The 13,497-nt window shown below is 67.6% G+C and carries 12 protein-coding genes; 7 read left to right on the top strand and 5 right to left on the bottom strand.

What is annotated here, in order from left to right; translation table 11 throughout:
* Nucleotides 1-155: 155 nt before the first annotated feature.
* Nucleotides 156-344, bottom strand: a complete 189-nt coding sequence (locus tag ABD231_RS33145) for a hypothetical protein (RefSeq protein WP_344161724.1) — start codon at nt 342-344, stop codon at nt 156-158.
* A gap of 214 nt (nt 345-558) precedes the next feature.
* Here ABD231_RS33145 and ABD231_RS33140 point away from each other — a divergent pair, with 214 nt between their 5' ends.
* The 5 genes from ABD231_RS33140 to ABD231_RS33120 all read left to right on the top strand — a co-directional run bounded on the left by ABD231_RS33140 (nt 559) and on the right by ABD231_RS33120 (nt 6,435).
* Nucleotides 559-1,872, top strand: a complete 1,314-nt coding sequence (locus ABD231_RS33140; protein WP_344160971.1) for an NsdA family TPR-like regulatory protein — start codon at nt 559-561, stop codon at nt 1,870-1,872.
* A 25-nt stretch (nt 1,873-1,897) separates the two neighbouring features.
* Nucleotides 1,898-2,470 carry a GNAT family N-acetyltransferase gene (locus ABD231_RS33135; protein WP_344160968.1) on the top strand — a complete coding sequence of 191 codons (573 nt, stop codon included), beginning with the start codon at nt 1,898-1,900 and terminating at the stop codon, nt 2,468-2,470.
* A 33-nt stretch (nt 2,471-2,503) separates the two neighbouring features.
* Complete coding sequence (locus tag ABD231_RS33130; protein ID WP_344160965.1) at nt 2,504-4,168, top strand: PHP domain-containing protein; 1,665 nt, start codon at nt 2,504-2,506, stop codon at nt 4,166-4,168.
* Between the two features lie 26 nt (nt 4,169-4,194).
* Nucleotides 4,195-5,037, top strand: coding sequence for an oxygenase MpaB family protein (locus tag ABD231_RS33125; protein ID WP_344160963.1), 843 nt, complete (start codon nt 4,195-4,197; stop codon nt 5,035-5,037).
* A 186-nt stretch (nt 5,038-5,223) separates the two neighbouring features.
* Nucleotides 5,224-6,435 carry an ROK family transcriptional regulator gene (locus ABD231_RS33120; RefSeq protein WP_344160960.1) on the top strand — a complete coding sequence of 404 codons (1,212 nt, stop codon included), beginning with the start codon at nt 5,224-5,226 and terminating at the stop codon, nt 6,433-6,435.
* 93 nt (nt 6,436-6,528) lie between these two features.
* Here ABD231_RS33120 and ABD231_RS33115 read toward each other — a convergent pair whose 3' ends face one another.
* On the bottom strand, nt 6,529-7,125 hold the full coding sequence (locus tag ABD231_RS33115; RefSeq protein WP_344160957.1) for a ParA family protein: 597 nt from the start codon (nt 7,123-7,125) through the stop codon (nt 6,529-6,531).
* A 131-nt stretch (nt 7,126-7,256) separates the two neighbouring features.
* Here ABD231_RS33115 and ABD231_RS33110 point away from each other — a divergent pair, with 131 nt between their 5' ends.
* A complete protein-coding gene (locus ABD231_RS33110; RefSeq protein WP_344160954.1) occupies nt 7,257-7,544 on the top strand; it encodes a hypothetical protein in 288 nt (95 codons plus the stop codon).
* Between the two features lie 170 nt (nt 7,545-7,714).
* On the top strand, nt 7,715-9,064 hold the full coding sequence (locus tag ABD231_RS33105) for an FAD-binding protein (RefSeq protein WP_344160951.1): 1,350 nt from the start codon (nt 7,715-7,717) through the stop codon (nt 9,062-9,064).
* 350 nt (nt 9,065-9,414) lie between these two features.
* On the opposite strand, the gene ABD231_RS33100 is transcribed toward ABD231_RS33105, so the two are convergent.
* Genes ABD231_RS33100 through ABD231_RS33090 form a run of 3 tightly spaced genes read right to left on the bottom strand, consistent with a single transcriptional unit; the run spans nt 9,415 to nt 13,465 of the window.
* Nucleotides 9,415-10,371 (bottom strand): ABC transporter substrate-binding protein, encoded by a 957-nt coding sequence (locus ABD231_RS33100; protein ID WP_344160948.1) that lies wholly within the window; start codon nt 10,369-10,371, stop codon nt 9,415-9,417.
* On the bottom strand, nt 10,368-12,311 hold the full coding sequence (locus ABD231_RS33095) for an ABC transporter permease subunit (protein WP_344160945.1): 1,944 nt from the start codon (nt 12,309-12,311) through the stop codon (nt 10,368-10,370). Before ABD231_RS33095 ends, ABD231_RS33100 begins: the two co-directional genes overlap by 4 nt.
* Nucleotides 12,311-13,465, bottom strand: a complete 1,155-nt coding sequence (locus ABD231_RS33090) for a quaternary amine ABC transporter ATP-binding protein (RefSeq protein WP_344160942.1) — start codon at nt 13,463-13,465, stop codon at nt 12,311-12,313. Before ABD231_RS33090 ends, ABD231_RS33095 begins: the two co-directional genes overlap by 1 nt.
* Nucleotides 13,466-13,497 lie beyond the last annotated feature (32 nt).

The following is a 13,497-nucleotide window of genomic DNA, read 5'->3' as shown; positions in this document are numbered from 1 at the left end:
GGGGCTGAGGAGTGCCCCGGACCGCACCTGGGTTTCGTTCGGAACTGAGGAGGGTCCCGAACCTTCCAGAAAAGCTGAACCCTGAACGTGAGGAGACTCCAGGGTGCAGCAGACCGGGTCTGAGGAGGACCCGGAAGCGTAAACAGTTGTTTGAATCAGTCCGTGCTGTCGAGCGGACCGAGCAGGTCGTTGGTGACCTTCAGGCCGGCGAAACGGCGCCGCATCGCCTGCTCGTAGCGGGCCGCCAGCGGCGCTTCCGCGACGTACTGGGCGATCACATGCTCGCCGAACCACACCCGAACCCGGCGACGATGCTGTCGCGCGGTCATTTCCGCGATGCTCACTACCTCTCACCCCGTAACTCTGAGCCCTTGCAACCAGTTGGACTTACTGGTTGTCATGGCAGTAATGGTGCACGAGCCCAACGTGACCGCTCTAGGACCTGAAGAGGACCTTTGCCGGACCTCTTCCGGTCCTCTGGCGGACATCTGGAGGACAGCACCTTGTCGTGGGGCATGAGTCGAGACAACGTCTGTTCTGACGTGAACGGGAGGAACGATGGCGGCGAGGTTGGCGCCTAAGACGGTCCTGGCGCATTTGATCCAGCGCCGGAACCAGACCTACTCCGAGATCGTCGCCGAGTTCGTCGAGCTGGGTGGAACCATCACCGAGCGGCACCTGCGGCGTCTCGCATCGGGCGAGCGGGCAGGGACCACTCCACAGACCCGGCGCACCCTGCAACGCATGTTCGGAAAGCCGGTCGAGGAGCTCCTCGCGCCGTACGTCCCCGAGCAGGCGGCTCCGCAGCACGCGGGCGGGCAGATGGTGCCGGTGGCTGCCCCGGGTGGACGGATCACGACAGGTAACGAGATGGAGGTTCTCGACATGGCTGCCAGCCGAGCGAGGGCATTTGCCCTTGCGGCCCAGTCCGGTCTCGGAAGCGAGGCCATGGAACAGGTGTACGACGACGTTCGCCACGTCGCGAAGGCCTACCCGCAGCGCCCTCTGCCGGAGATCCTCGGTCAGCTGGTGGAGACGCAGGACCTGGTCTTCGCCCTGCTGGAGAGCCGGCAACGCCCGGAGCACCTGCGGCAGCTGTACTTCCTCGGCGGAGTGACCGGTGGTCTGCTCGCCAAGGCTTCGCACGACCTCGGGAACCCGCATGCGGCGTTGACGCAGGCGCGGACCGCGTTCCTGTGCGCCGACAACGCCGACCACCACGGCCTGCGCGCCTGGGTGCGCGGCCTGCAGTCCCTCGTCTCGTACTGGGCCGGCAACCCGCACGACTCCGTCCGCTACGCCCAGCTGGGCGCCGGCTATGCCGAGCAGGCGAACAGCACCACCAGCGTCTGGCTCCCGGTCAGCGAGGCCCGCGCCTGGGCCGCCCTCGGCAACCCGGAGGCCACCCGGGCCGCGCTCGAGCGCGCCGAGGACGCCTGGGACAACGTCCAGAACGACGACCTCGACGACATGGGCGGCCTGTGCACCTTCGGGCGCAACCGCCAGCTGTACTACGCGGCCGACGCGCTGGCGTGGCTTCCCGGTGAAGGCGAGCAGGCCGAGCGGTACTCGCGGCAGGCCGTCGACGCCTATTCCGACCAGAACCACCCGGAGTGGGCCTTCGGCGACGCCGCCGGCAGCCACGCGGCGATGGCGATCAGCCGGATCGCCACCGGTGAGCTGGACGGCGCCGCGGATGCGATCGCACCGGTGCTGGATCTGCCGACCGAGCGTCGGATCAACGGTGTCGTGCACTCGGCCCGCCGGGTTCACCAGGCACTGCGCCAGTCCGGTCGCGCCGACGACGCGCGGGAACTGCAGGAGGAGATCGAAACTTTCACCCGGACGCCCATGCAGACGCTCAACCGCTGACCCCGGCCGCTCCCACAATCGCCCCATGGAGCCTCTCAGCGGCGCGCGGATCCTCCTGCGGGAGTTCCGCGCGAACGATCTCGACGACTACCTGGCCATCTCCGGTGACGACCGTGTCACCGACTGGATGGCGTTCAACAGTTACGACCGGGCGAAGGCGACCGAGATGCTGGAAGGCATTCTCGAGCGCTCGGCCCGCACCGACCGCCCCGACTACATGCTCGCCATCGCCCGCCAGGACGACGACCGTGTGGTCGGTTTCGCGCGGATCGCTCCGGGTACGCCGGCGAGCGGTCCCTGGTCGGCCAAACTCGGGTACGCCGTTCATGCCGACCACTGGGGTAATGGCTACGCGACCGACGCCGCGAGGGTGATGGTCGGATTCGCGTTCGGCACCCTCGGCGTGCACCGGGTGACCGCCGCCATCGGCCCGGAGAACGCAGCCTCGATCGCGGTCGTGAAGCGGGTCGGCTTCAGCTACGAAGGCCATCTGCGTGACCACGTGTTCACGAACGGTGCCTGGCGGGATTCCTTGCTGTACTCGATCCTGGAGAACGAGTACGCCGATCGTTCACCGCAGGGTCATCTGGAGCCTTGACGGGATTTTGTCCGGACCTGCAGGGTGTCGCCCATGCAGCAGCAACTCCCCGAGTGGGCGGACACCGACGTACCGGAAGCGACCCTGGATCCGCAGGGGGTGTCGCGACGGAATCTGATCCGGGGCGCCGGACTGCTCGGTGCCGCCTTCACCGTGAGCACAGTTGCCGTGAGCGCGACCGGGGTGACCGAAGCGGCCGCCACCGCCACGCCGTCATCGCATAGCGATCCTGAGCTGGTCTACCTGGTCGGCGACCACCATGTGCACAGCCGCTACAGCCACGACGCGAAGTACGACTTCACGCAGCTCGCACAGCGCGGGGCGCAGTTCGGGCTGGACTGGATGGCGTTCACCGAGCACAGCAACTTCGGGCACGCCGACAAGGGCGCTGCGGCCGAGAACGCCGAAGTCGTGAAGGCGCGGGCCGAGAACCCGCGGATGCTGATCTTCCAGGGGCTGGAGTGGTACATCCCGGCGGCCGAGCACGGCACGCTGCTGGTCGCTCCCGGGCCGAACAACGTCTCCCTGCTGCAGCAGTTCGAGCGTGAGTACGACGGCAAGCTCACCAACCGCTCGGGCAGCACCCCGGAGAACGAGCAGCACGCGCTCAAGGGACTGCAGTGGCTGGCCGCTCAGAAGGCCAGTGGGTACGTCGACGACGTACTGGTGCTCGCGAACCACCCACTGCGCCTCGGGATCGACGCACCGCACGAGATCCGCGGCTGGCGCGACACCGGCGTCTGCATCGGCATGGAGGGTGCGCCGGGCTCGCAGGGCGACGCGGAACCGGCCTGGGTGAAGTTCCGCGGTGCCACCAACGCGCAGCGCGGTGAGTACGTGAACTCCCCGAGCGCTGCGAGCTTCCCCGGCTACCCACTCGACGCATACCGCACGTACGGCGGTTTCGATTGGGCGACCGCGACTGTCGGCGGACTGTGGGACAGCCTGCTCGCCGAGGGCCGGCTGTTCTCGATCACGTCGAACAGCGACAACCACCGGACGATCTGGGACACCTGGACCGACGGTGTCTTCCCGCCGGGTCAGAACTTCGACAGTCTCGGCTGGAAGCCCTCACCGACCAACACCGACACCCCACAGGCCGGCAGCGACTTCTGGCCCGGCCAGTTCAGCAGGACCCACGTGGGTGTCTCCCGGTACGGCTACCTCGAGGTGATGGCCGCACTGCGCGCCGGCCGCGTGTGGGTCGACCACGGCCAGTTGGTCGACGGCATCGACGTACGGCTCGCTCCTGCCGGCTCCCGCCAGCGCGGGGTCACGCTGGGCGGACGTCTCCGGGTACGGCGACACGAGCGGCTCGAACTGCGGATTACCGTGACCAGTGCGACCCGGCCGAACTTCCACGGCGTACTGCCGCGGCTCGCGCACGTGGACGTGATCCGCGGCGCGGTGACCGGCCAAGTCGCCGACCGGGACACCTGGAAGGCGCCCGACACCAGAGTGGTCGAGCAGGTCGACGTACAGCGCCGGACTGGTACCTACGACCTGTGCATCCCGCTGGGACGGGCCGAGCGCTCGCACTACGTCCGGGTGCGCGGCAGCGACGGCAACCGGCACGGAGTCGGCTACCTGGGCACCAGCATCGACCCGGCCGGCCCCATCCAGCACCCGACGAACGACGGCGACCCGTGGCTGGACACCTGGCTCTACACGAACCCGATCTTCGTTGACGTTGTATAGCTTGGAGTGGTGGGCAGACTGGTCGTATGAGAGACCAGCTGGCTCGGATGATCCTGACGAAGGTGGCTGGGCCGGACCCACAGGCTGAGCGCGACCGGGTGCACAAGACACCCGGTCCGCGCTGGTTCACACCCGACAGCCCGATCCAGCGGGTCCACGGAGATGCGTCGATGTTCGCGGGCGGTCTGCGCGCACTACTCCTGCAGTCGCTGCATCCGCTCGCGATGGCGGCCGTGTCGGCGCACTCCGGGTACCGCGGCGACCCGTGGGGACGGTTGCAGCGAACCAGCTACTTCCTCGCCATCACGACGTACGGCGCTGTCCCGGACGCGGAGGCGGCGATCGCACGGGTGCAGTCGGTGCATGAGCGCGTCCGGGGCGCGAACTACCGAGCGTCCGACCCACATCTGCTCAAGTGGGTGCACGTGGCGGAGGTGGACAGCTTCCTCACCGCACACCAGATGTACGGCGCCAACCCGCTCAACGCGGCGGACCAGGACCAGTACGTCGCAGAGACCGCGTTCGTCGCCGGCAAGCTCGGAGTGATCGACCCGCCGACCACAGTGGCCGAACTGCGCCGAACACTCGCCGACTACCAGCCCGAACTGCGCGGAACGACCGAGGCGCGACAGGCAGCCCGGTTCATCCTCGTCCACCCGCCCGTGCCCTGGGCCGCACGACCGGCGTACGGCGTCCTCACCGCCGCCGCGGTCGGCATGCTCCCGTGGTGGGCGCGCTGGCCGCTGCGTCTGCCGTACTTGCCTTTGACAGAACAAACTCTGGTCCGGGCGGCCGGTGATGGCCTGACCCGGACAATCCGTTGGGCTTTGACGTCTCCGACGCTGGGAGAAACCGACGTAAAGGTGTAGGGCAGGGATGATGATTCATCGCCGTAGCGAGCGGGTGCTCGGTGCGGTAGCTCGGTGTGCTGGGGCGAAGTCCTCGATGCGGTGTTCATCGTGGGCTTTGCACCAGTGCGGCGAGGTGCCGTGCCGAGCGCCGCGCAGTAGGCGAGGAATCGTCATCCCTGCCCTAATCGCCGGTAGGTTGTTCTCGTGCCGCTGCGTCCTTATCGCCCTCTCCCGCTGGCCACGCCCGCGGGAATTGAGGTGCTGACCAGAATCCTGACGCAGGGGCCGATCCCGCGAGTCGAGATCGCGCGCCGTACCGGACTCTCGCAGGCTGCGGTCACCAAGGCGGTCGCGCCGCTGATCGAGGCCGGGTTCGTCACCGACCAGGCGGCGTCGCCGGTCGAGCTGGACAGCGTCGGCGGGCAGATCGGCATCGGACGGCCGGTGAGCCCGCTGACCGTCGTACCGCGCAGTGTGTCGGTGATCGGGCTGAAGGTGACGCCGACCGACCTGATCGGCGTGACCACGGACTTCACCGCCGGGATCCGGAAGGTCTGCCACCGGCCGCTCGACAGCACCGACGCGAAGACCGTGATCGCGCAACTGGCCGACCTCGCCAAGGAGCTGATCGGCACCCTGAAGACCGGTGTCGACGTCGTCGGTCCGGTGATCGGCATCGGGGTCGCCGTGTCAGGTGATGTCGACGAGCGGCACGGCGTGGTCCGCGATTCGCCGTTCATGGGCTGGCGCGACGTACCGGTGGCCGAGCTCCTCGGGCGGAAACTCAAGCTCCCGATCGTCGTGACGAACGACGTCCGCGCGCTGACCGTGGCCGAGCATTGGTTCGGGGTCGGGGTGGATGCCGACTCGTTCGCGGTGGTGACGATCGGTTCCGGGATCGGGTGTGGGCTCTACATCAACGGCGAGGTCGTCTCCGGCGCGTACGGCGTCTCGGGCGAGCTGGGGCATTTGCCGCTCGCCCCGGGTGATCTCGTCTGCACCTGCGGCCGACGGGGTTGTGTCGAGACCGTGGCGTCGTCGGACGCGATCCTGACCCGGATCCGGGCGACGACCAAACAGCCGAAGCTGGATCTGGCCGGGGCGATCAAGCTGGCGCACGAAGGTGACGAGCACGCGCGTGCCGCGTTCGACCGGGCCGGTGAGGTCATCGGTTCGGCCCTGGCCGCAATGGTCAACCTGGTCGGCCCCGAGCTCGTGGTGATCGCGGGCGAGGGCGTGGCGGAGTACGACCTGTACGAGGACCGGATGCGCCAAGCCTTCGGCGAGCACGCCTTCGGTGCGGCCGGCGACTGCCGCCTGATGCTGCGCTCACACACCTTCGACGACTGGGCCCGCGGCGCCGCGGCCACCGTCATCCGCGCCTACGTCCGCGGCGAACCACCCCTCGAACGTTGATCCGCCCAGCCAGAACTCGTGGGTGGAGACACCGCGAAGAGGGCTGGGACAAGTAATCACCTGTCCCAGCCCACCGTTTCCAGTTCAAGCCCCCTAGGTGCGGGCGGCGGCGAGGATTTTGCGCCAGACCTTTTTGTAGGCCTCTAGGCCGTCGGCGGCCAGTGGGCCGTCGGGGCCGGCGGTGATGGAGACGCGCTCCGGGATGGAACCCCAGACCGGGATGCCCTCCTTCGCGTACTGCTCCATCAGGTCCTGGTAGGCCCGGGTGTAGGTCCGCGCCGAGCAGATCACCACACCGGACGGCACGCCATCCGGCACCAGCTCGAGCACCGCCTTCACCCGAGGTGTCTCGACGCCACCGACCCGAGTCGGGATCACCACGATCCGCGCTCGCTCGAGGGCCTTGTTCAGCAGCCGCTCGTGGGACGGCGGCATGTCGACAATGCCGATCCCCTCCGGTGGCACCTTGTCCAGCGCCTTGCTCAGCAACCGCTCCGTCGGCGCCTCGGCGATCTCGATCCGGTCCAGGTGTCCGTCGTCCGAGGCATCGATCCAGTCGGCAGCACTGCCTTGTGGATCCGCGTCGACGAGAGTGGCTGTGCGACGGTTGGAAGATGCCAGCGCGGCCAAGTACACCGACGTGGTTGTCTTCCCGACCCCGCCCTTCAGTGCAGCTGTCACGATGATCATGGACCCGACGCTACCGTGATTCGCCGAAAATCCGGCGTGTCGTCGGCGTTGCCCCACAGACCCGTGATAATTGCCGACGGCCCCCTTGAACAAGCTCAACCCAACTTCAACCTGTCACCGAGGAGCCAGTCGTGCCCGATCGGTACGCCGGACGTCCCTTCCTGAAGCTCGTCGACAGCTACGTGCTGTCGCTGATCGGTGAGCTCGACCAGGCCACCGCCGAGTCTCTGGAACGGATGACACCGAAGCTCAACGAGACCTACGGCTTGTCCGGCGCAACCTGGCAAGAGGTCGTGCACAGCCAGCTGCACCTGCCGCCGAATACCGCACGCCAGGTGGTCGACGGGTGGTTCGCCGAACCTGGGAATCCGGATCCGGTGGCGTGGAGTCAGTTCGTCGCCGATCAGATGATCGGCTAGCCACGCGGTCACCGGGTGTGCTGAGCTGATCACCGGGTTAGCGTGGCGAGGTGGACCGGCAGGAGGCGTGGATGGGGACTCGGCGGGCACTGCTCGGAGCGATTGGACTCGGAATACTGGTGACTGGATTCGATCCGGTACGGCGGTCTTGGGCCACTGAGGGTGGAAACGTGGAACCGTTGCCACCGCTGGACGGCGAAGTACTCCTGGACGCCGCGAGTCGGGAGGGCGTGTCGCAGGACGCCGGGCGGTACGTGCAGAAGGTGCCGCAGGCGGTGCTCGTGCCAGGGTCGGTGCGGGACATCCAGGCGATGGTGAAGTACTGCGTGCAGCACCGGGTTCGGGTGGCTCCGCGCGGGCTGGCGAACACGACGGACGGCCAAGGGTTGGTCGGTGGGCTGCTGGTCGACATGCGTGCGCTGCGAAAGATCCACCGGATCGATGCTGATCGGGCGGTCGTGGATGCCGGGGCCGACTGGCTCGCGCTGACGAACGCCGCACATGCGCGCGGGCTGACACCGCCGGCGCTGACCGGGTTCCTCGGGCTGACCTTCGGCGGGACGCTGTCGCTCGGTGGGATCCCGCCGGCGATCCAGTCTGGTGGGCAGATCGACAGCGTGCTCGAACTCGAGGTGGTCACTGGTACGGGTGAGCTGAAGCGCTGCTCCAAGACTGCGGAGCGGGAGTTGTTCGAGGCGGTCCTGGGTGGGCTCGGTCAGTTCGCGATCATCACCAAGGCCACTGTTCGGCTCGGTCCGGCGCCGGAGAAGGTGCGCGGTCATGAACTCGCGTACACCAGCTCGAAGGACTTCTTCAAAGACTTCAAGACTCTGATCAAACGCGCGGAGATCAGCGAGATCTACGGCGACTGGTGGCGCCCAGGAGAGCACGGCGAAACCAGCCACCTGAACGCCTTCACCTTCCACCCCACGGCCAAGCCGCCTCTTGACGCTCACCTCCTGCGCGGCCTGACCAGGCCCCCGTCCGACGCCGTCGTCAGCACGAACGATTTCCTCCCGCATGTGACTCGGATCGACGACGCCGTCGAGCAGCTCCGCGAGGCGCTGGATTGGGACAACCTCGGGAAGCCGTGGATGACTCTTTGGTTGCCTGAGCGGTCGGTCGAGCAGTACGTCACCGAGGTGGTCGGCAACCTGACGCCGAAGGATGTCGGGGCTGGCGGATTCGTGCTGCTGTACGCACACCGTCGGAGCAAGCTCACTCGGCCGTCGCTGCGTCTGCCGGTTGCTGATAGGAGTGACTGGGTCTATTTGTTCACGCTGATGACGGCGGGGGCGAAGGGTGCGGGGCCGGAGTTTGCGGCTGAGATGCTCAAGCGGAACCAGCGGTTGTTCGAGCGAGCGCGGGCGCTTGGTGGCACGCGGTACCCGATCGAGTCGACTCCGTTTACGAAGGCCGACTGGCAACAGCACTACGGCGACCGCTGGCCGCACCTACGCACCCTCAAACGCAAACACGACCCGGCCACCATCCTGACCCCAGGCCCAGGCATCTTCTAACCCCAGGCCCAGGCAGCTTCTAACCCTCGCCCGCCACCCCTCACCTCGCCGCCAAAGACCAGCGGCCGGCTCCCCAACACCCCCGCTGCTCTTTGTGCACGATGCTCATCTTTGGGAACCCACCAACCATTCTGGGCGCCCGAAAATGACTGGTGGGTGCCCAAAGCTGGATCTCGTGCACAAAGAGAAGGCGACCCACCTTTGGGCGGGATGGACGACGGGGGACGAGGGGCAGGGGTGGACGAGGGGCGGGTGTGGACGAGGGGCGGGTGTGGACGAGGGGCGGGAGTGGACGACGGGCGGGTGTGGACCGGAGCGAGGGGATGACCGCCTCGCTCCGGGGGTGGCTGCTACTTGCCTAGCCAGGTGTCTACTTTGGCTCGGTTGGCGTTGACCCACCTCTCGGCGGCTGCGTCCGGGGACAGTTTGTCGACGGCGATCATGCGGGCGACCGCGTTCTGGTCTTCGTTGGTCCACTTGAAGTTCTTGACCAGGTCGTACGCCGGGCTGCCGGAGTCGGCGAACTTCTTGGAGACGATCTTGTCGAGGTCGTACGGCGGGTAGTCGCAGGCGATCTTCGCGGGGACCGCGTCGCAGCCGGGCTTGTACGCCGGGAGGTTGACCTTCACCAGCTTCAGTTCGTTGAAGAACCACTGCGGCTCGTAGAAGTACGCGAGCAGCGGCTTCTTCGTCTTCTCCGCATCACGGAAAGCCTGGATCAGCGCCGTCTCACTACCGCTCTGCACGACCTTGTAGTTCAGCGAAAGGTTCTTCACCAAGGCCTCGTCGTTCGTCACGTACGACGGGTCCCCATCCAGCAACTGACCCTTGCCGCCGGACTCCGAGGTCTTGAACAGGTCGGCGTACTTGTTCAGGTTCTTCGAGTCGGTGATGTCCGGGTACTGCGCGGCCATCCACGGCGGGACGTACCAGCCGATGATGCCTTTGACGCCGGTGGAGCCGGCCTCGACGGCGACCTTGTCGTCGGTGATGTACTTCTTCTTCAGGTCCTCGTGGCCCCAGTTTTCCAGGTTCACGTCGACCTCGCCGGTGCCGAAGCCCTGCCAGGCGATTTCTTCCTTGAGGTTCTTCTTCACCACCTTGCAGCCGAGGTCCTTGGTAGCGACGTAGGCGACCACGGCGGCGTTCGCTTCGTAGCCGACCCAGGGGCTGACGGTCAGGTTGAAGCTGCCGCACTCCTTGGCACCGGCGGACGGCTTCGGATCCTCACCGACCTTCGCGCCGCCGCAGCCGGCCAGGGCCAGTGCCGCGGCAGTCAATACACCGGCGTACCGGAGTTTCTTCACTGCTTGTCTCCTTTTCCGTGCGACTTGGGAGCTGCCGCTTGCGTGATGCGGTCGAGCAGTACGCCGAGCAGGACGATCGCGAGACCGGCCGCGAGGCCCTTGCCGTACAACTCGCTCTGCGCGAAGCCGGCCGCGACGTCGTACCCGAGGGCGCCTGCGCCGACCAGGCCGCCGACGACGACCATCGCGAGCACGTAGATGAGGCCCTGGTTGACGGCCAGGGTGATCGCCCGGCGGGCGACCGGGAGTTGCACCTTGCTGATCACCTGCCAGTTGCTGGAGCCTACCGAGTTGGCCGCCTCGACGGTCGCGACCGGGACCGCTTTGATGCCGTCAGCAACGATCTTGGTGGTGACCGGTACGGCGTACACGACGGCGGCCGCGATCGCGGTGAACCGGCTGGTGCCGAACAGCGCCAGGAACGGAACCAGGTACACGAACGGCGGCATCGTCTGACCGGCGTCGAGGATCGGCCGGATGACCAGGTCGACCCGGCGGTTGCGGCCGGCCCAGACGCCGAGCGCAAGACCGACGGCGACCACGACGACCGTGGCGAGCAGGGTCGAGGCCAGCGTGATCATGCTGTCCTGCCAGACCCCGGTCGCGACCAGGAGACCGATGCAGACGACAGCCGGTACGGCGGCCTTCCAGCGACCGAGAACCGCGGCCAGTGTGACGACGACCGCACCGACCAACCACCACGGGGATCCGGTGAGCAGCGCCTCGAGCGGATTCAGCACACCCTTGGTGACCGCGTCGCGAACGCCGTACGTGAAACCGCCGAAGACGTCCTGCACCCAGGTGGTCACGTCGGCGGTGACGACCGCGATCCGCGAACCGATGCCGACCTCGGACGGGAATTCTGCGGCCCAGACGTAGGTGCGGGAGAACCAGATCGCGACCAGTACGCCGACTCCACCCGCGCCGAGCAGGATCTTGCGGCGTACGCTCGCGGTCCGCCAGGGGCGGTCGCCGGCTGCGGTTGTGACCCGGTCGAGGACGATGGCGATCACGACGATCGCGAGGCCGGCGTTGAAGGCGACACCGACGTCCAGCGTCTGCAGTGCTTTGAGGACGGTCTGGCCGAGGCCGGGCGCGTCGATCAGCGCGGCGACCGTGACCATCGACAGCGCGGCCATGATGGTCTGGTTGATGCCGACGACGACCGTACTGCGGGACATCGGCAGCAGCACCTTGGTGAGCGTCTGACCGCGGGTCGAGCCGAGTGAGCGGGAAGCCTCGACGCTCTCGGGTGGTACCGAGCGGATCGCGTGCGCGGTGAGCCGGACGGCTGGCGGTGCGGCGTAGATCAGGGTCGCGATTGTGGCCGCGGCTGGGCCGATCGCGAAGAACAGGGTCAGCGGCGCGAGGTAGACGAACGTCGGCAGCGTCTGCATCAGGTCGAGGATGAGGGTCGCGACTTTGAACGCTCGGTTGGAGAGACCGGCCCAGATGCCGAGCGGAATCGCGACGAGGAGGGAGAGGAGGACGGCGGCGATGGTCAGGGCGAGCGTGTCCATGCTCTCCTGCCACAGCCCCTGCAGCCCGACGAACGCGAGCCCGGCGGCGGTCAGCAGTGCGACCTTCCAGTTCCCGAAGGCCCAGGCCAGGTACGCCGAGATCGCCACGACCCCGAGCCAGCCGACGACCGGTACCGGTCGGCCGAACGACGGTTGCGAGACGAGGTCTTGGAGCAGTACGACGAGTTGGCCGACGGCGGTCCGGATCGCGTCGAAGAAGACGTTGCCTTGGCCGACGAAGTCGCGGTTCTCGGTCAGCCAGCGGTGGAACCCGGTCGTCTCCTGACCGCCGAGGGGCAGCGTGTCGATCCCACTGAGCAGGAAGTACGCCGCCACCCAGATGACGAGGAGGACGCCGATGACCACGCTGCGCCGAGGGCGACGTACCTCCACCTGCACGTCGCTGGTAATCGCCGCCATCAGGAAGCGGAGCTGGTGGGAGAGGAGCCGCCCGGGCGGTCGGCCGAGCGCGAGTCACCCCGGCGGGAGTCCGCTGGGCGCGCGGACCAGTGCTTGTCGGCTGGGTCGGCGACTACAGCGAGGATTTCCTCGTCGCTGATGACACCGAGCAGCTGCCCTTCCGAAACCACCTTCACGGGGCGGTCGGATTCCAGGACCAGGCGGGTTGCTTCGCGGACGAGGGTGTCCGGGCCTAGTTCGGGGCCGTCGAGGGGTTCGCCGTCGCGGGGGGCGCGGGCGATCCAGCGGAGGGTCAGTACGTCGGCTCTCGGTACGTCGCGGACGAAGTCGCGGACGTAGTCGTCGGCGGGGGCGCCGACCAGTTCGTCGCCGGTGCCGAGCTGGATCGCGGCGCCGTCTCGCATCAGGAGGATGCGGTCGCCTAGCTTGAGGGCCTCGGACAGGTCGTGGGTGACGAAGACCATCGTCTTGCCGACTTCGCGGTGCAGGCGGACGACCTCGTTCTGCATCTCGCGGCGGATCAGCGGGTCGAGCGCGGAGAAGGGTTCGTCGAAGAGCAGTACGTCGGGGTCGTTGGCGAGCGCGCGGGCCAGGCCGACGCGCTGCTGCATGCCGCCGGAAAGCTGCTCGGGGTACTTGTGCTCGTTGCCGGCCAGGCCGACCAGGTCGATGACCTCCTGGGCGCGGCGGCGGCGGTCGGGTTTGCTCTCACCGCGAACCTCGAGCCCGTACGAGACGTTGTCGATCACCTTGCGGTGCGGCAGCAGCCCGAAGTGCTGGAAGACCATTGAGAACTTGCTCCGGCGCAGCGCCCGCAACCGCTTCTCGTCGGCCGCACGCAGATCCTCGCCCTCGAAGATCAGGCTGCCCGCGGTCGGCTCGATCAACCGGGTCAGGCAGCGGACCAGCGTGGACTTGCCCGAGCCGGACAAGCCCATCACCACGAACACCTCGCCGGGTGCCACGTTGAAACTCAAGTCGCGGACCGCCGCCGTACAGCCGGTCTTCGCGGCCAGTGCGGCGCGGTCCAGCGAGGCGAGCTCCGGCCGCCGGGGTACGCGCTGGGCCTTGGGGCCGAACACCTTCCAGAGGCCTTGGATCGACAGCAGCGCGTTGTCATCGTCGATCTCGGGATACTCGAGCTGAGCGGTCACGGGTCCCTCCCGAGATTTGTCGTGAACCGCGA

It is taken from the genome of Kribbella yunnanensis (assembly GCF_039529655.1).
GTDB classification, from domain to species: Bacteria; Actinomycetota; Actinomycetes; order Propionibacteriales; family Kribbellaceae; genus Kribbella; species Kribbella yunnanensis.
The sequence above is the reverse complement of the archived record's forward strand: the minus strand, read 5'-3'. Positions and strand labels throughout refer to the sequence as shown.